The 17,276-nt window shown below is 72.2% G+C and carries 15 protein-coding genes and 2 tRNA genes; 4 read left to right on the forward strand and 13 right to left on the reverse strand.

From position 1 onward, the window contains the following. From E6J59_14005 to E6J59_14030, 6 genes are all read right to left on the reverse strand, one after another. A partial coding sequence (locus tag E6J59_14005; GenBank protein ID TMB18607.1) for an O-antigen ligase family protein occupies positions 1-1,230 on the reverse strand: 1,230 nt, incomplete at its 3' end. Positions 1,231-1,280: 50 nt separating this feature from the next. Continuing rightward, complete coding sequence (locus E6J59_14010) at positions 1,281-3,665, reverse strand: polysaccharide biosynthesis tyrosine autokinase (GenBank protein ID TMB18608.1); 2,385 nt, start codon at positions 3,663-3,665, stop codon at positions 1,281-1,283. 15 nt (positions 3,666-3,680) lie between these two features. Continuing rightward, positions 3,681-5,597 carry a hypothetical protein gene (locus tag E6J59_14015; protein ID TMB18609.1) on the reverse strand — a complete coding sequence of 639 codons (1,917 nt, stop codon included), beginning with the start codon at positions 5,595-5,597 and terminating at the stop codon, positions 3,681-3,683. A gap of 391 nt (positions 5,598-5,988) precedes the next feature. Then, a complete protein-coding gene (locus E6J59_14020) occupies positions 5,989-7,233 on the reverse strand; it encodes a sigma-54-dependent Fis family transcriptional regulator (GenBank protein ID TMB18610.1) in 1,245 nt (414 codons plus the stop codon). Then, positions 7,212-7,514, reverse strand: a complete 303-nt coding sequence (locus E6J59_14025) for a hypothetical protein (protein TMB18611.1) — start codon at positions 7,512-7,514, stop codon at positions 7,212-7,214. The genes E6J59_14020 and E6J59_14025 overlap by 22 nt, the downstream gene beginning before the upstream one ends. Positions 7,515-7,530: 16 nt before the next feature. Then, positions 7,531-8,025 carry a nitroreductase family deazaflavin-dependent oxidoreductase gene (locus E6J59_14030; GenBank protein ID TMB18612.1) on the reverse strand — a complete coding sequence of 165 codons (495 nt, stop codon included), beginning with the start codon at positions 8,023-8,025 and terminating at the stop codon, positions 7,531-7,533. Between the two features lie 102 nt (positions 8,026-8,127). On the opposite strand from E6J59_14030, the gene E6J59_14035 reads away from it, so the two are divergent. Together E6J59_14035 and E6J59_14040 are read left to right on the forward strand one after the other, a co-directional pair. Beyond that, positions 8,128-8,403: a hypothetical protein gene (locus E6J59_14035; GenBank protein TMB18613.1), complete on the forward strand. Its 276-nt coding sequence runs from the start codon at positions 8,128-8,130 to the stop codon at positions 8,401-8,403. Positions 8,404-8,449: 46 nt separating this feature from the next. Further along, a complete protein-coding gene (locus E6J59_14040) occupies positions 8,450-10,510 on the forward strand; it encodes a hypothetical protein (protein TMB18614.1) in 2,061 nt (686 codons plus the stop codon). On the opposite strand, the gene E6J59_14045 is transcribed toward E6J59_14040, so the two are convergent. Together E6J59_14045 and E6J59_14050 are read right to left on the reverse strand one after the other, a co-directional pair. After that, complete coding sequence (locus E6J59_14045) at positions 10,393-11,049, reverse strand: nitroreductase family protein (protein TMB18615.1); 657 nt, start codon at positions 11,047-11,049, stop codon at positions 10,393-10,395. The genes E6J59_14040 and E6J59_14045 overlap by 118 nt on opposite strands. Before the next feature lie 142 nt (positions 11,050-11,191). Next, positions 11,192-12,373 (reverse strand): hydroxylase, encoded by a 1,182-nt coding sequence (locus E6J59_14050; GenBank protein TMB18616.1) that lies wholly within the window; start codon positions 12,371-12,373, stop codon positions 11,192-11,194. Positions 12,374-12,453: 80 nt separating this feature from the next. On the opposite strand from E6J59_14050, the gene E6J59_14055 reads away from it, so the two are divergent. Beyond that, the gene (locus E6J59_14055) at positions 12,454-12,789 is read left to right on the forward strand and encodes a 4a-hydroxytetrahydrobiopterin dehydratase (protein TMB18617.1); all 336 of its coding nucleotides are present in this window, start codon (positions 12,454-12,456) and stop codon (positions 12,787-12,789) included. A 199-nt stretch (positions 12,790-12,988) separates the two neighbouring features. Here the strand turns inward: E6J59_14055 and E6J59_14060 are convergent. From E6J59_14060 to E6J59_14070, 3 genes are all read right to left on the reverse strand, one after another. Further along, positions 12,989-13,061: transfer RNA gene (locus tag E6J59_14060), tRNA-Cys, on the reverse strand. 246 nt (positions 13,062-13,307) lie between these two features. Beyond that, positions 13,308-13,565, reverse strand: coding sequence for a hypothetical protein (locus E6J59_14065; GenBank protein TMB18618.1), 258 nt, complete (start codon positions 13,563-13,565; stop codon positions 13,308-13,310). Between the two features lie 376 nt (positions 13,566-13,941). Further along, complete coding sequence (locus E6J59_14070; GenBank protein TMB18619.1) at positions 13,942-14,313, reverse strand: GFA family protein; 372 nt, start codon at positions 14,311-14,313, stop codon at positions 13,942-13,944. Between the two features lie 42 nt (positions 14,314-14,355). Here E6J59_14070 and E6J59_14075 point away from each other — a divergent pair, with 42 nt between their 5' ends. After that, positions 14,356-15,648 (forward strand): NAD(P)/FAD-dependent oxidoreductase, encoded by a 1,293-nt coding sequence (locus tag E6J59_14075; GenBank protein ID TMB18640.1) that lies wholly within the window; start codon positions 14,356-14,358, stop codon positions 15,646-15,648. A 34-nt stretch (positions 15,649-15,682) separates the two neighbouring features. On the opposite strand, the gene E6J59_14080 is transcribed toward E6J59_14075, so the two are convergent. Together E6J59_14080 and E6J59_14085 are read right to left on the reverse strand one after the other, a co-directional pair. Continuing rightward, a tRNA-Met gene (locus tag E6J59_14080) sits at positions 15,683-15,756 on the reverse strand. 175 nt (positions 15,757-15,931) lie between these two features. Next, the gene (locus E6J59_14085) at positions 15,932-17,245 is read right to left on the reverse strand and encodes an alkaline phosphatase family protein (protein ID TMB18620.1); all 1,314 of its coding nucleotides are present in this window, start codon (positions 17,243-17,245) and stop codon (positions 15,932-15,934) included. Positions 17,246-17,276: the final 31 nt, after the last annotated feature.

Consider the following 17,276-nt stretch of genomic DNA (forward strand, 5'->3'; position numbering starts at 1 on the left):
CGCCAGCTCGAGGTAGTCATTGTGCGCGTGGTCCCAGATGCCTCCCTCGACGGGCGGCGCCTGGTAGGGGCGGAAGGCAGGGAGCCACGAGCCGAGGCCCGTGCCGAGCAGCGGATGGTCGCGTACGATCGCGCTTCCCTGGGCGGCGACGGCGAGGCGGCTCGCGAGGCTGACGTCATAGGCCTCGGCGGTGAGCGCGGGGCTTGCCTCGGCGGCGAGCCAGAGCGCCACCGCGAGGCCGCTCGCAGCCCCGAGGGCGAGCCCGGCAGCCGTCAGTCCCCGACTCATCGTGCGCTTCGGACCCGAGCGCATGCTCCAGCCGATCCCGGTGCTCGCGACGCCGAGGCCGATGAGCAGCGCGGCCGTTCCACCCCGCGAGCCGCTCCCGGCGTGTGCGACTCCCATCATCAGCAGGGCCGTGCAGGTGAGCAGCGGCGCCCAGAGACGTCGCTGATGGACGACCAGCGCTGAGACCCAGGACTGCCGCGCGTGCATGCCTTTTGCCCGCGCGGCAGCGATGGTCTCGCGAACGCGGCCGTACGCGAGCCCGACGATCGCCACGGCGTAGACCAGGGCGGCGGGCATCAGCGTCTCGAGCCAGGCGGCGAAGTGGTTCGGGTTCACGAAGGGGCCCGACACGCGCCCGGCGAGGGTGGGCGCTCCCGTGATCCAGAGGACCCGGCCGTTGCCGGTCGCCTCCGACAGGAGCCCCAAGCCGGCGAGAAGAGCGCCGGCGGCGAGCAAGGTGAGCAGCAGCCGATCGAAGACCACCGCGCGTGCATCTTCTCCCTCGACCGCCGCGCGCCAGGGATAGGCAACGGTGACGAGAAACGCCCCGAGCCCGATCGACAGCCGGCTGAGCTCCGCCCAGACACCGTAGGAGTCGATGGCGAGGGGTCGCCAGACCGTCCAACCCCCGCTACCCGGCCAGCCGGGGAGCATCTCGGCGTACAGGCGTGCCGTGGCGGGGGCGACCAGCCCGAGCATCGCCGGCGGCAGGGACAGGGTCGTCGCCACGGCGAGCGCGACCAGGCCGGCGAGCGCGACGATGCCCGGGGGATGGGGCGCCACGGCGCGCCGCCGCCGTGCGCGGATCGTGACCGCGAGCAACACGAGTACCACTGCCGAGGAGACGGCCACTGCCCAGGGTTGGCGCCCGCCCAGACAGAGCGGCAGCCCGACCACGAGCGCCTGAAGCGCCAGGAGCACCTTGCGGTCGACGTCGTCCACGACCCCGGACGGCGGCCGCGACCGCGGACTCCTGCTGACCACGGCAGAGCTCATGCGGGCACCTCGCCCGGTGGTGGCTCGTAGTAGCCGTCGTAGAGGTACAGGTCCCCCCAGGTCAGATCCACGTCGTTCATGACCACGCCCAGGATGGGAGCGCCGGCCATCAACAGCCGATCGCGCGCCTCGCGGACCAGCCCGCCCGGGGTGCCGTGCCCCTTCACCACGAGCACCACGGCGTCGACCTCCCTCGCGAGCACCACGGCATCCGTCACCGGCAGCACGGGCGGCGTATCGATGATCAGGAAGTCGTATCGAGCCTTCAGGTCCTCGAGGGCCCGGCGCATCCGCGCGGAGCTCACGAGCTCGGCGGGGTTCTTGGGCGGCGGCCCCGCCGGGATGAAGAAGAGCCCGGGCCTGTCGAGGACGTGAATCACGCTCTCGAGCTCCTGCTGTCCCGCAAGAAAGCTCGACAGCCCCCGGGCGGCGTCCACCCCGAGCGTCCGATGGCACCGCGGGTGGCGTAGGTCCGCGTCGAGCAGGAGCACGCGCGAGCCGGCGTCGGCGAGCGCGGTGGCCAGGTTGAGGCTCGCCACCGTCTTGCCTTCCGCCGCCAGCGCGCTGGTCACGAGGACGACCTTGGGCGGAGCGCCTCGGGCCGTGAAGAGGACGGCGGTGCGCAGGCTGCGGAAGGCCTCGGCGACCTGCGACCATGGCTCTTGCACCACGACCAGCTCGCCGAGGCCGTCGAGCCTCTCCGTCGTCCCCGCCCCGTTGCTCGCCGCCGCTCCGTCTCCGTTGCTCGAGGCCAGCAGCCGGAGGGCCTGGAGGCCCCGCGCCGTCCCCCGCCGGGCCTGGTCGAAGTTGGGAATGGTTGCGAGCGTCGGCAGCAGGAGCAGCTCCTCGACCTCCTGGGGGCTCTTGACGCTCTGGTCGAAGTACTCGCAGGCGAAGGCTGCTCCGACGGCGAGCACGAGCCCGGCGAGTGCTCCGAGGACGAGGTTGAGCGGGACGTTCGGCTTGCTCGGTCGGCGCGGCACCTCGGCCCGCTCGATGACCCGAACGTTGGAGGCGACGAGCTCGGCGTTCACCGCCGTTTCGTTCCGCTGCTTGAGCAGCGACGCGTGCAGGGCGTGGGCGCCCTCCACGTTGTTCTTGAGAAGCTGGTAGCGCGCTCCGAGGTCACGGAGCTGGATCGCCGTTGCGCCCAGACGGGCGAGCTTGCGCCGGAGATCCTCCTCGTGGAGCCGCGCGGCGTCGTAACGGGCGCGGATCGCCTCGACCTCCTGCGTGACCTCGGCCCGCAGCTGGTCCTCGATCTCCGCCTGCTGGCGCCGCAGCTCCAGCGTCTGCGGGTGCTTCGGGCCGAGCCGCCCCTCCAGACCCGCGCGCTGCGCCCGCAGCTCCAGCAGGGCGAGGTGCAGCTTCTGGATGCCCGGACGATCGAGGAAGAAGGCGAGCAGGTCGCCGTATTGCTTCTTGGCGAGGGAGTCGTTCTGGGTCTGGAGCTCGACCCGCGTCCCTTCCGCCCTCGTGAGCAAGCTCGAGACGTCGGTGATCCGCTGGGCCACGGTCTTCTGCTCTTCGTTGACAGCGACGTTCGGGTGCTCGGCTGCAAAGCGGCTCAGGGCCGCCTCGCCGCGCTCCACCTGCTGCCGCGACTCGTCGAGCTGGCGCCCGAGGAACTCCTGGGCCGTGACGTCGTTGGCGCGGCGCGCCTCTTCGTTGGCCTCCAGGTACGCCTGGGTGTGTGCCGCCGCGAGAAAGGCCGACAGGGAGGGGTCCGGGGTCGTGAACCGCACCTCCACGACGTCGCTCCCGCGCACCTCCTCGACCGCGAGATAGCGCATGTAGCGGTCGATGAGCGCCGGATCGATCGACGTCCGAGTCGCCGCCTCCGGTGCGGAGGATCGGGCCGGGGCGGTCTCGAAACCGCGCGGACGGACGGGCCGCGGCATGCTCTCGCCCAGCGAGAGCAGCCCGTGCCGCCGAGGGCGAGGGTCGAGGAAGGCATCGTTCGCCGCAAGCCCGCGCCCGCGGATGACGCGCTCCGCAAGATCCCGGCTCCGCAACGCCGCCACCTGCATGCCGACGAAGGTCGCGGCGCCGTTCGCGTCGCGGTCGCTCTCGCCCAGGCGCAGCACGTTGCCCTCGAGGCGCAGCTGGATGGGTGACTGGCGCGCGACCTCCAGACGCGTCGACGCGGTGTAGAGGCGGGGTGTGAGGAGCGTGAGGACGGCCGTCGATACCACGGTCACGGCGAAGCACGTGACCGCGAGCCAGCGGTGCTTGTGGAGGACCGAGAGGTGCGCGCGCAGGTGGCGGGGCTGCTCGCTGAACTCGGCGTCGAAGATCGGCGGAGGGAGATATCCGCCCCCAGGGGGGAGCTGTTCCGGGGCCGAAGCGCCGCGCAGGGGGACTGGAGTTCGGGCGATCACTGGACCTCCCTCCCCCTAGAAGAGCGGCACGCTGCCGCCCACGTAGACCAGGCCGCGGGCGAGGCTGTAGACGCCCCACGGGAGGAGGCGGATGGTGGAGGCGGGGACGCGTACGACGTCACCGTCGGTGATGGGCACGTCCCCCGCACGACCCTCGGCCACGGCTCCGAGGTCGATGGTGAAAGAGCGTTCCTCGCCCGGGGCGAGCACCCGCTTCACCGTGGCGTGGCTACGGTCGGCGGGGAACAGGTACCCGCCTGCCGCCGCGATCGCGCCGCTCAACGTGAGCCCGCGGGTGACGGGGTACGAGCCGGGCTTCTCGATCCAGCCGTCGACGAGAACGCTGCCGGCGGGGGCGACCGTGATGACGTCGCCCGGGCGCACGCGCGGGTTGAGCCCGCCGCCGTGGTCGGCCGTCGTGTGGAGCAGAACCTCGAGATCGACGCGGATCGGCGCCGGGCCCTGGGCGCCATCCTCCGCCGGGGACGGCGCCGTGCCTGCCGCGGGCACGAACTCGACCACACGCCCCGCCTCCTTGTTCGGTCCCCCGGCCGCCCAGATCACATCTGCAAGCGTCGCCCGGGGCCGCGTCAGGGGATACGGCCCTGGCCGCTCCACGCTGCCCACCACGGCGACGACCCGGCTCCGGTACTCCGCGATCTGCACGTTCACCTGGGGCGCACGCAGGATCCCTCCCTTCACGAGCCGCCGCGCGATCTCGGCCTCCAGCTCGGTCGGGGTGAGCCCCTCGGCGTGCACGGGGCCGATCAGGGGCAGACTCACATCCCCGCTGGCGCTCACCCGCAGGCCCAGGGAGGTCGGCGCCCCCGCCACCGCCGAGGGCCCGAGGGTCCCCGGGGTCGGCCGGGGCACCGCGCCCGATCCTTGCCCCTCGAGCAGGTCCGGGATGCGGATGTCGAGGAGGTCGTCGGGCCCGATCCGATAGCCGTCGTCCCGCTCCTTCGTGCGCTCGGCCGCAAGGGCCTCGAGACGGGCGCGGTCGCGGGAACTCATCACGTCGCCCGGAGCGACGGCCGGCGATCCTGGTGCTCCCGCGGCGGCAGTCTTCGCCCGCGGCTTCGGTCCCGGGGCGCAGCCGCCGCCGAGCGGCCCGAGGAGCAGCACCGTAGCGACCGTGGTGGCCAACCCCCGCATCGGGCGGGATGCCCGCTCTCGCGGGCGCCGCTTCCCTTTCCTCTCGACGCTCAGCATGCTCTGCGCCTCACGGCTCACGAGGGAGATCGAGTCGGGCACTGGGGGTAGTGCATGCACTGGATCTTCCCGCTCCTCCCCTGGCAGCAGGCACGCTCGACGGTGCTCGCCGGTCGGCCGCGCTCGGTCGGGCAGGTCTTGATGTCGGTCCGCACGAGCACCGTCCCGCGCCGACACCGGAGCGATGGGGAGACGTCTGCCCGCACGGGCGGCACCAGCCCCAGGCAAAGGAGAAGGAAGAGCATCGCCCCAGCGGGCCACCGCCCCCCTCCGAGGGGTGCTCTCACGCTCGTCTCTCCGGGCTGCATGGCTGGACGCATCTCCTAGGGCTTCAGCGCGGGGATATCTTCCCGAGAGCCAGCGGGCTCGCCGCCGGTGCGCTCCCCGCGCGCGCGCAGCGCGCGCCACTTCTCCGGCTTCTCGGCGAGGATTCCGAGGAAGCGGCGGTAGAGGTCGCAGCGCCGGTAGTGCTCGCTCAGGCAGAAGCGGTTCAGATGCACGGTGGGTGGAATGCGCATTGACTCGGTGTCCGCACGACAGATGGGGGCGACGCTGCTGTAGAGGCAGGGACACTTCACGGCGGACTTCTCGGCTCGAGGCTGGGTCGCGGCGGTTTTCTTCCTCTCGATTTCTACGCGATGACGCGGAGGTGACTTGCAACGACCATGCCGCGGCGCTCCCGTCGGGACACCAACGCCTCGCCGGGGACCAAGGTCTCATCTCGTCGCGCGGGACCGGATCAGCCCGACCGCGCTAGTGCCAAGCTGCGATGTCCCCGAGCCCGAGTCCCGGTAAGACAACGTACCGCGGAGGTTTGCCTCGACTCGAAACGCCGCCGTCCAGCGGGCGATCTGCTGGGAGCAGGAAAGGCACCGCCGCGGTGCGATTGCGCATGGGCGACGGTCCAGCGATTTCAGGCCCTCGGGCCCGGACAAACGCACCTCCCGGGTACGTTCAGCCGAGCTGCGTCCGGGCGATTCCCGACGGCCGAGAGGCCAGGGCGAGCAAGGTAGGAGTTACAGTAAGAGTAGGTAAACGTTACAAGTCTATGGGCTCATGGGGACGTCATTGCAGCCGAATGCACACGGCGCCGATGGGTCCGCTCGGGCGCTCAGGCGTGCAGGTCCTGCCCATCCTGCCTCTCGGATGCGGAGATCGGGCGGGGCCGAACCGGAGGGCGGAAGTCGCGGCGCCTGATCCCGTGGCGCTTCATGAGTGCACGGACGTGCTTCGGGGTGATCCCGGCATGCTGGGCTACGAGCACGGTCCTCCCCCTGTAGCGGCGGAGCTGGGCCAGAAGATAGAGCGTTTCGAAGGTCGCGAGCGTGCGCTGGCGAGCGGTGCGAAAAGGCAGGTCGAGCTCGGCGGCCGACGGTCCCGGGGCGGCCCCGGCTCCCCCGAAGACGAGGTGGGCCGGCTCTATGGTATCGCTCGAGCAGGCAACGACCGCCGTCTCGATCACGTTCTCCAGCTCGCGCACGTTGCCGGGCCAGTCGTGGGACATGAGGAGATCGACCGCCTGGTGGCTCACTCGCTGGACACGGGGCCGCCTCCGCATGAGTCGCTTCTGATCGACGAAGTAGCTCACCAGGAGCGGGATGTCCTCGCGCCGCTCGCGCAGCGGCGGGAGATGGATGTGGACGACTTGCAGGCGGTGAAGGAGATCCTCGTGGAAGGCCCCCGCCCGCACGGCGGCGCCCAGGTCGGTGCTAGCCGCGATGACGAGGCGGAAGCCGCTGCGGATCGGCTGGTGGTCCCCGAGCCGGCGGAACTTGCCATCCTGCAGGACGCGGAGGAGCTTCGCCTGCGTTTCGAGAGGGAGGTTTTCGATCTCGTCCAGGAACAGTGTGGCGCCGTGCGCCAGCTCGAAGACGCCCACCCGGCGGCGGTCGGCTCCGGTGAACGCGCCCCGCTCGTGTCCGAACAGCTCGCTCTCGAGCGACGAGGGCGCGACCGCATCGCAGTCCAGGGACACGAACTCCTTCGCGGCGCGCGGGCTCAGCTTGTGAATCAGCCGTCCGACGCTTTCCTTGCCGGTGCCAGTCTCGCCGGTGATCAGGACGGGACCGTCGGCGGGAGCGACACGCTGCACTGCGGACCAGATCCTGTGCAGCTCCAGGCTGCGGCTGACGAGAGCTCGTCCCCGGTCCACCTCGACATGCAGGATCTCCTTCGTACCGGACACGCGACTTCCTTCGAGTCCATACAAGATCCGGGGCCGGCGCGCGGGCAATACCGTGTCCGGGCGAGCGGAGATGATGTTGTTGGCGGCTCGCCGCCCCGCCCCGACGCGCTGTGTCACCGGGATCCAATGCTGAATCCCGATCCCGGGGCCTACGGGTGACGCGCCCTCCATATGAGCACGGCCAGGACCAGGGCGCCGATCCCGGCCAGCAGGATGAGGAGGCGCCTGGACCGCCCCCTCTGCTCCTTCACCACCACCAGCGGCGTCGCCAGGCCCGCCCTCTCCTCCTCCGTGACGCGCGTCTCGTACAGGCGCTCGAGGGCGTCCTTCACTTCCAGCGACGCCTTGTCGCCCCAGGCGACGAGCCCCAGCACCTCGTCCACGTCCGCGGCCGTGAGCCCCATCTCGTGGAGGGACGCGACATCGGCATTTCCCCCTTCGAGGTATGCCACGGCCCGCCGCACTCGCTCAGTCGGCACTGCTCGGATGTCCTTCGGTCGCCCTCTCCGCGAGCAGCTCGAAGACCGGATAGCCCGCGGCGACGGGTGCGAAGCGCTCGACCGGCGAGCCTGCAGGGATCGGGAAGTAGCGCCGCACGGTCGTCTTGAAGCGATCCAGGTAGGCCTTCAGCACCGCGGGCTTCTCCTGGTCGGAGAGGGCCCGCAACCGGCACTCCTCGCGCCGCATGCCCCTGCGCAGCGTGACCTGCCCGCTGGCGCGCGCGTTCCGGACCCACTGCGTCTCCCCGCGCCCCGCGACCAGGAAGCGTCGGCCGCCGTGCTCGAGCACGTCCACCGGCGTCGAGTAGGGCCGCCCGCTCTTCCGCCCGCGCACCTCGAGCAGGTAGTTGTGGGGGAGGCCGAGTCCCAAGCCCACGAGGAGCCCGAACACCCGGTTGAACAGGCGCTCGACGGGGGAAGGCGCGGCGAAGCCGGGCGACGCAGGGGCCATGGCGTCCGGCATCAGTCCCGAAACGGGCCGTCGCCGTCAAGGCCCGCGTGACCCGGCTGTCGTAACCCGGCGGCCCGCTGCCGTGTACACGGCGCCCAAGGAGGATCCCTGACGATGAAGCGAATCGCCGTGTCCCTGTTGGCCGTCGGCCTGATCGCCGCCCCGGTGCTCGCCGCCGAGACGGCGCCCGCGGCGACGGCCCCCGCTGCCCCCGCGACCAAGGCCGCGGATGCCACCCGCAAGAAGGCGCCGGACAGCGCCAAGGTCGCGCCCGCCACGTCGGAGTCGAAGAACCTGGCCATGGCGAAGAGGCCCGCGACCCACCGTCGCGGGCACAAGCGTCACAGCCTCACGAAGCCGAAGGCCGCCCACGCCCCGGCGACGAAGTAGCGACCCAGGGCACCCGGTGAGGCGCCCCGCGCCTCCCCGGGTCCCGTTGCTGCCAACTCCAAATGATATAGGACCATCCGGCACGAACCGGTTCGTCCACCTCGCCTTCCTCGCCGCCGCCCTGGTGCTCGCGAGCCCTGGGCGCGCCCCTGCCTGCCGCGACTTCGCGCAGGCACCGGGCGCGCGCTGGCGCCTCGTGTCGCGCCACGGCGTCGACTGGCTCGTCACACCCTGCGGCGACCTGTTCTTCTCGGTCGGCCTCAACACGCTCGACGGCGGTGCACCCGCGCCCGAAGTCGGGGGGCGCACCGCCTATTACTGGGGCTCCTTCTACCCGAGCCTCGATGCCTGGTCGGCGACCACGCGCGCCCGTGCAACGGCGTGGGGCTTCAACACCGCGGGCGCCACGTCGCTCTCGCCCGACGTCCTGGCGCTCCCCGCCATCCCCGACCTGGAGCTCGGCCGCAGCGCGCGCTTCCACTGGGTCGATCCCTTCGACCCCGCGACCGACGAGCGCATGCGCGTCGCCGCCCGCCGCCTGGTCGCGCCGTACGAGCACAGCCCCTTCCGCATCGGCTACTTCTCCGACAACGAGGTGGGCTGGTGGAACGGCGCGCTCTTCGCCTTCTACCTGGAGAAGGCCGAGATGAATCACACCAAGCAGCGGCTCGTGGCGCTCCTGCGCGAAGCCTACGGCGACGACTGGGAGCGCTTCGCCGCCGACTTCATCCCGCCGCCCGGTGTCGCCTCCTTCGCGGACCTCCTGCGGCACGAGGGGGCGGCGCCCCATCTGCGGCCGGGTGGCAGCGGCATCCAGGTCGTCCGCCGCTGGACCGGCATCGTCGCCGAGCGCTACTACCATCTCGCCCACGACGCGCTCCGTGCCGCCGATCCCGACGCGCTCCTCTTCGGCGACCGGCTCCCCATCTATTACGACCCGGCGGCGGTGCGCGCCATGGCGCCCTGGGTCGACGCCATCGCCACCAATTACAACGTCGACAGCCCCGACGGCTGGATCGCGCGCTACTATTTCGACGGCCTCCGCGCGCTCAGCGGCGGCAAGCCGATCCTCGTCTCGGAGTGGTTCTTCGCCGCGAACGAGAACCGCACCGGGAACCGCAACAACGGCCACCTGATGACCGTCGCGACGCAGGCCGAGCGGGCGCGCGGCGCGGCCGCCGCCGCGGCGCGCTTCGGGCGCGAGCCGGAGATCATCGGCGCGCACTGGTTCCAGTACTACGACCATCCGCGCGGCGGGCGCGACGACGGGGAGGACTACAACTTCGGGCTGGTCGACGTCGACGACCGGCCCTACGGGCGGCTGGTCAGCGCGCTCGGCGAGGTGAACGCCCGCCTGGCGGCGCTCCACCGCGACGCCCGCCCCGCGCCGCCGCCGCGCGCGGAGCTTCCCGAGGCCGCGATCGACCCGCGCGACCGCTCCCTCGCCGATTGGCCGAAGGAGCGGGCCCTCGTCGCCCTCGAAGCGCCTGCGCCCGAGGTCGTCTTCGGTGACCTGTACGTCGCCTGGGACCGCGAGGGTCTCTCGCTCGCCACCATCGCCATGGACTACTACGCGCCCGAGCTGCTCGCCGCCGACCAGGACCTCCCGCTCGCCGAGTGCTTCCACGTCGACTGGGGGATCGACGCCGGGCACGGGCCGCGTCGCTTCGCGCTCTACGTCGTCCCGCCGCGCGTCGTCCCGTCGCCCGCGGCCAGGTACGAGATGCGGCCCGTCCTCTGCCGGATGGACGGCGACCGGTGCACGCCGGTCCCCGCTGCGGTCGTGACCTACTTCGGCGCCGACCAGCCGCGCATCACCGCGGAGGTGCGCATCCCGTGGAAGGCGCTCGGCGTGGAGGGGTCGCCGCCCCGCGCGCTTCGCATGGAGCTCGCCGCGACCGCCTTCCACCGCGCGCGCTGGATGTCGACCAGCGGGCAGCCGCCGGCCGCGACGCTGGCCCGCCCCGCGGGCTGGCGGCGCGTGACGCTTCAGCCCCGCTTCGCCCCGAAGCGGTCCCAGTGCGTCACCCGCTCCACCGGGCGCCGGCGCCCGACGCGGAACGGGCGGACGGGTCGGCCCATCGGCACGAGGGCCACGATCTCGTAGCGCTCGGGGATGCCGCAGATCGTCCGCACCTCGTCCTGGTAGACGCGGTAGACGGTCGTCAGCGTCGTGCCGATGCCGAGCCCGCGGGCGGCGAGCATCAGGTTCTGCACCGCGGGGTAGACCGACGCGAAGGGCGTGCCCACGTCGAGCGGCCCCTCGGCGTCCTCGAGCGTCATCGAGATATTGGGCATGAGGACCAGCACCAGCGCGGGCGCCTCGCCCAGGTGCTCGGCCAGGTGGCGGGACGCGGCTCGCATGCGCGCGAAGCTCGCCTCCTCCTCGGGCGTGCGCGCCGGGGCCCGCGCCCGGAGCAACGCCGGCTCGTAGCGATCGTAGGCGCGGCGGTAGACCTGGCCGAGTGCGCGGCGCGTCACAGCGTCGGTCACCACCAGGAACTGCCACGGCTGGATGTTGCCGCCGCTCGGCGCCTGGGTCGCGGCGCGGATGCAGGTCATGATGTCGGCGGCGGAGATCGGCTCGCCGGTGAAGCGGCGCACGGCCCGCGTCGTGGAGAGCGCCTCGAAGAGGTCCATCAGCATCACCGTCCCTTGAACACAGGCGGCCGCTTCTCACGCAGCGCCGCCAGCGCCTCACGGTGGTCCTCGCTGTGGAAGGTCAGCAGCTCGAGCGCCGTCGAGGTGTCGAAGGCGACGTTGAGCGCATCCGTGAAGTCCTCGCTCCTCACAGCATCGCGGTGTCGGCCTCGAGGCCGAGCAGGATGCGGCCGGCGAGCTCGAGGGTCGCGGGCGCCACCATCATGTGCTGCGTCGCCACGTGGATGTCGCGGAAGCAGCGCTGGAGCGGGCTCGCCGCGTAGACCGCCGTGCCGCCGCCCGCGCCGTACGCGAGATCGACGGCGCGCGCCGAGGCGAGAGTGGCGTGGGTCGCCGCGAGCCGCAGGCGCGCCCGCTCCCGGACCTCGATCGCGCCCCTCGCCTGCGCGCGTTCCCACGCCGCGTCCACCGTCTCCAGGAGGAAGGCGCGCGCCGCACCGAGCATCGCCTCCGCCCGGGCGACCTCGGCCTGGATGACCGGCCGCTCCGCGAGGAGACGGCGGCTGCCGCTCGGCGTCTTGCCCCGCGCGAGCGCGATCAGCTCACCCTGCGCGCGGCGGGCGATGCCGAGCGCGACGGCGGCGATGCCGAGGGCCAGGAGGCCGAAGACGGGAAAGGCGTAGAGCGGCCCGCCGAAGCACGGCCGGTCGGTCAGGAGCGAGAGCGAGCGGGCGGCGGGCACGAAGCGATCCTCGACCGCGATGTCGTGGCTGCCCGTGCCGCGCAGCCCGGCCACGTCCCAGGTGTCGATGATGCGGACCGCGGCGGCGGGAAAGAGCATGAGGCGGTTGTCGGGCGTGCCGCTCGAAAGGAGCCGGGGCTGCCCGCCGTCGAGCACGACGCTGCCGCCCATGAGCCAGCCGCAGTGCTCGCAGCCGCTCGCGAACGGCCAGCGGCCGGTCACGCGGTAACCGCCGTCGACCACCGTCGCCCTCCCGAGGGGCGCGAAGGCGCCGCCGGTCACGACGTCCGGGTCGCTCCCGTAGATCTCCCGGGCCGCGTCCTCGGCGAGGTAGGCGCTCGCCACGCCGCTCGTGGCGCCGATCATCGCCGACCAGCCGGCGGCACCGTCGGCCGCGGCGATGGTCTCGATCGCCTGGATCATCGTCGACGGGTCGACCTCGCCCCCACCGAGCGCGCGCGGCACGCACATGCGGAAGATGCCGCCGGAGGCGAGCGCGTGCACCAGCTCGGCCGAGAGCCGGCGCTGGCGCTCGGTCGCCTCGGCCGCGGCCCGGATGCGCGGGGCGAGCGCGGCGGCGGCCTCGAGGGGGGACTGCTGCTCGTCGCGGCTGCGTGCCTCGCGCACGGGCGCGGACCATAGCCCGACTGCCGAGGCGGATGCCACCGCCCATTGGATCCGCCGCGCAAAGCGGCTAGGAGGTCGCCATGAGTCTCACCGCCAAGCAGTGCACGCCCTGTCGGGGCGGCGTCCCGCCGCTCTCCCGCGCCGAGGCGGAGCGTCTCCTCCGGGAGACGCCGGGCTGGACCCTCGCCGCCGATGCGACCCGCATCGAGCGCACCTTCACGACGGACGACTTCGCCTCCGCGCTGCGGCTGGTCGAGAAGATCGCCGAGGTCGCCGAGGTGGAGGGCCATCACCCCGACGTGAGCTTCGGCTGGGGCTACTGCCGCGTCGTCTTCTACACCCACAAGATCAAGGGGCTGCACGAGAACGACTTCATCATGGCCGCGAAGGTGAACGAGCTGGCCGCCGTGTCTTGAGCCGGCCTACGTCAGCGGCGCGGTCTTGCGGAGCTGCTCGGTCAGCGGCACCCCGCCGCGGCCAGGCGGCGGGCGAACGCCGCCTCGAACGGTGGGGCGCCGGGCAGCGGCGCCGCGGCGCGCTCGTCAGCCAGGCGGCAGCCGGCGGCGACGGCCGCCAGGAGGACACTCGCAACGAGAGCGCGCATCGGCGCGTGAGAGGCGGCGACCGGATTCGAACCGGTGCATGGAGGTTTTGCAGACCTCTCCCTTAGCCACTTGGGTACGCCGCCGTGCGAACGGCCTCATACTGGCGGGAGACGGGAGTGTCAACGCGACCGGCGCGCGCGCCGGGACGGGGTGAGCGAAATGACGCCAGCTAACGTGGGGTGCCCGGCGGCGGCTGCGGCGCCGCCTGCTCGGCCGCCTGCCGGCGCTTCTCTTCCTTCTTCTGCCGTTTCTCGAGGGCCTTCATGCGGCGCTCGGCCTCGCGCCGCTCGCGCACGTTGCTCTTGAACGCTCGTCCACCTGCCATGGGATCACCTCCCGGCACGGATTGCCTGCCACGCCGCCCCGCGCACCGAGCGGTCGACCCTAGCCTCGGGTCTGCGCGAGGTCAAGGCATGCACGGAGCGCACCGGGGTGTTGGCCTCGTCCTCGGCCTCGGCGGGCACGAACTCGAAGCGACCCGTGAAGCGGTTCACCACGAAGTCGTGTCCCGCGGCGTAGAAGCCTCCGTGCACGAGCGCGGCGAGCACGAGGAAGAGCCCGAGGAGGACAGCTGCCCTGGCGGTCATGCGAACGCTCCTTTCTCGTCCCGAGACCCCGGCGGGGCGGCGCCACGACGCCGATGCGCGCGTCGCCGTCGGCGATGAGCCCGGCGACCAGGTCCGCGACCGCCTCGAACTCGGGATGGCGCGCCGGGAGATAGAGCCACTTGCCGAGCACGGGATGGACGCGCAGCGCCGGGACCGCGCGCCGCAGCGCCGTGTGATGCTCGCGCGCGGTCGGCACGAGGATGCCGTGCCACGGCGGCCGCCCGGCCGCGCTCACCCACACCAGGCGATCGTCCGCGTAGTAGGCCCAGCAGCCGAACATGCGCCGCAGCCGAAGCGCACGGCGCACGGCGATGGGCTCGAGGAGGCCCTCGTACGGGTCGCGCGGGGCAGGCACCTAGACCTCCAGCGTGCCGATGCTCGCCTCCCAGTGCCGCCCGTCGAACGGCCGGGGCGTCAGCGTGGCGAGGTCCACGCCGTCGAGGCAGCGCACGTTCACGTCGATTGAATCGGGGTGCGAGCGCGGCACGTAGAAGCTCGCCACGCCGCAGTGGCGGCAGAAGTGGTGGCGCGCCGTCATGGTGCCGAACTGGTAGGTCGCGAGGTCCGCCTCGCCGGCCAGCAGGCGGAAGCGGTCGGGCGGCACGATCAGGTGAAGGTAGGCCTTGCGCGTGCAGATGGAGCAGTTGCACTCGCTCACGCGGGTCAGGTCGGCCGTCACCTCGAGGCGGACGCGCCCGCAGTGGCAGCCGCCCGTGTAGGTCCGCACGGCACGTGATGCTAGATGAGGGCGTCCCGCGAGAGCAAGTGGATGGGAGCGCCCGCGTCTCCGCCCGTCGTCGTGCTGGGCGCCGGCTTCGCCGGGCTGCGCGCCGTGCGCCGGCTCGGGCGCGCCGGCGTCGGCACCCTCTGGGTCGACGCGCACAACTACCACTGCTTCCTGCCCCTCCTCTACCAGGTGGCGACCGCCGGCCTCGAGCCCCAGGAGATCGCCTACCCCGCGCGCAGCATCCTCCGCCGCCTGCGCGCGGTCGACTTCCGCCTGGCGCGCGTGGTCGGGGGCGACCCCGCGGGCCGCACCCTCGTGACCGCGGGCGGCGAGCGCATCGCCTACTCGCATCTCATCGTGTGCACCGGCGGAGCGGCGGAGGACTTCGGCATCCCCGGCGTGCGCGAGCACGCCTTCCACCTCTACCAGCTGGACGACGCGCGGGCGCTGCGCAACCACGTGTTGCGCACGCTCGAGCGCGCCGCCGTGTGCACCGACTCCGCGGCCCGCGCCGCGCTCCTCACCTTCCTCATCGTGGGCGCCGGCGCGACCGGGGTCGAGATGGCAGGCGCGCTCGCCGAATTCCGCCGCCACGTGGTGCCGCGCGACTATCGCACGGTGGATCCCGCCGAGCTTCGCCTGGTCGTCCTCGAGGCAGGCGAGCACGTCCTCCCGCCCTACCCGGCGGCGCTCCGCGCGCGTGCCCGCCGCGACCTCGAGGCCTTCGGCGTCGAGGTGCTGACCGGCCGGCGCGTCGAGCGCGTGGCCGGGGATCACGTCGAGCTCTCGGGCGGGGAGCGCCTGGCGACCAGGACGGTCATCTGGGCGGCGGGCATCCGCGCGGCGCCGGTCGCGGCGCGGCTCGGGCTGCCGACCGGGCGGAGCGGGCGGCTGTGCGTCGCGCCGACGCTCCAGGTCCCCGGCTTCCCGGCGGTGTTCGCCGCCGGGGACGTGGCGCTGGTCGAGGGCGCTGAGCGCCTGCCGCAGGTGGCGCAGGTGGCGATCCAGCAGGGCGAGCTCGCGGCCGAGAACGTGCGGCGTGCGCGCCGCGGCGAGCCGCTCCTCCCCTTCCGCTATGCCGACAAGGGCTCGATGGCGACCATCGGGCGGAGCCGTGCCGTCGCGGTCGTGAACGGCGTGCGTCTCACGGGCCGCCTCGCCTGGTGGGCCTGGCTCGTCGTCCACCTCGTCATGCTGATCGGCTTCCGCAATCGCCTGGTCGTGCTGGTGGACTGGGCGTGGAACTACTTCACCTACGACCGCGGCCTGCGCGCCATCGTCGGCGCGGAGGACGAGGCGGGCGGGCCCGGGACGAGATCGCCCGGACCCGCCTGACCGTCGAGCCCGCGGCCAGGGCGCGGCTCGGACATTGCGGGGGGTGGATTTGAACCACCGACCTCGAGGTTATGAGCCTCGCGAGCTACCTGGCTGCTCCACCCCGCGGCACGACGCTGAGCGAGAGGCAAGTATCCGGTGCATCGTCGGTTTGTCAAGGTTGCCTCGGCTCGCGACGCACGGCGGCACCCGGGCCTCTGGAGGAGCGGGCAGCGAGCGCTGCGGGTCGAATTTCACGCCCGCCCGCTGGTTGCGGGCGAGAGCAGGCGACCGCGCTCCTCGGCTATCCAGATGCGCACTCTGCGAAGTGCGCGGGGTCGATGGTCGCGGCCGGCAGCGAGGGCGGCTTCAGCAACTGAGGCCCCGTGAAGTCGAAGAACTCGAGCATCGGGTCGGCGTTCGCGTCGCGGGCGGTGAGCGCCGGGAGGTCGAAGCGCGTCTCGATGAAGCGCAGGATCGAGGTGTGGTCGTGGGGCGTGTGGGAGACGGAGTGGGGGCGCGAGAAGGGCGACACGACCGCCGCCGGCACCCGGATGCCGTAGCGGTCGAAGGCCCCCGGCACGTCGCTGGCCTCGAGCATCGGCGGGATGCCGTCCGGCACACAGGCCGGCGGCGGCGGCACGTGGTCGAAGAAGCCGCCGTGCTCGTCGTAGGTGAGGAAGAGGGCCGCGCGGGGCCACTGCGGGCTCGCGAGCAGCGCCCGGACCACCCGGGAGACGAACTCCTGGCCCACTTGGATGTTGGCGGGCGGGTGCTCGTCGTTCTCGACGTTCTTCGGGCCGAGGAAGATGGGGTCGACGAACGACACCTGCGGGAGCGTCCCCGCCGCCGCATCGCTGAAGTACTGGTCTATCGGCACGACGTTCACCTGGCGGGTATTGCGCACGTACGCGAATATGTCGGCGAAGGCGACCTGCGAGAAGTACACCTTCCAGGTGACGGGTGGAACCGCCTCGTCGAGCAGGTTGAATATGGTCCGCTGCGAGAACTCGGTGGGGCTGCTCGGCAGATCGTTCTGGATGTGGCCGAACGACGTGCCGGCGAGCAGGTAGAAGCGGTTCGGGAACGTCTGGGTCAGCGTCGAGCAGAAGAAGCGGTCCCCGATCGCGAACGTCTTGTAGAGCCCGTAGTAGAAGGGCAAGTCGCGCTTGTCGTAGAAGCCCATCGTGCGGCTGCCGGTCGGGTCGCAGGGATCGACGTTGGCGGCCGTGAAGCCGTCCATCGCGCCGTTGTCCCACTCGCGGTGCGTGCCGTTCCAGGAATGATCGAGGTCAGCGCACTCGCAGTAGCGGGTCTGATGGAAGGCCGTGATCGGCCGACCGTTCGGGCTGGTCGGATCCGGGTTCGACGCGTTCTTCGGCTCCGCCTCGGCCTGGGGCTGCCCCTCTCGGTGGAGCTGCCCCAAGTAATGATCGAAGGCCCGGTTTTCCTGCATGATCACGACGACGTTGTCGATCGGGATCTGCGCCCCGTGGAGAGTCCCGGGTGGCAGCGTGACGGCCGGAAGATCGCCCGGCCCGAACGGGCACGGCGGCGGAGATTCCGCACCCAACGGCCCGGCGACCAGCAGGAGGGCGAGGACCAGTGGACGAAGCACAGACACCACCCTAGGTGGGGCATCTGAACGC

This window comes from Deltaproteobacteria bacterium (genome assembly GCA_005879795.1).
Taxonomy (GTDB): Bacteria; Desulfobacterota; Binatia; order DP-6; family DP-6; genus DP-6.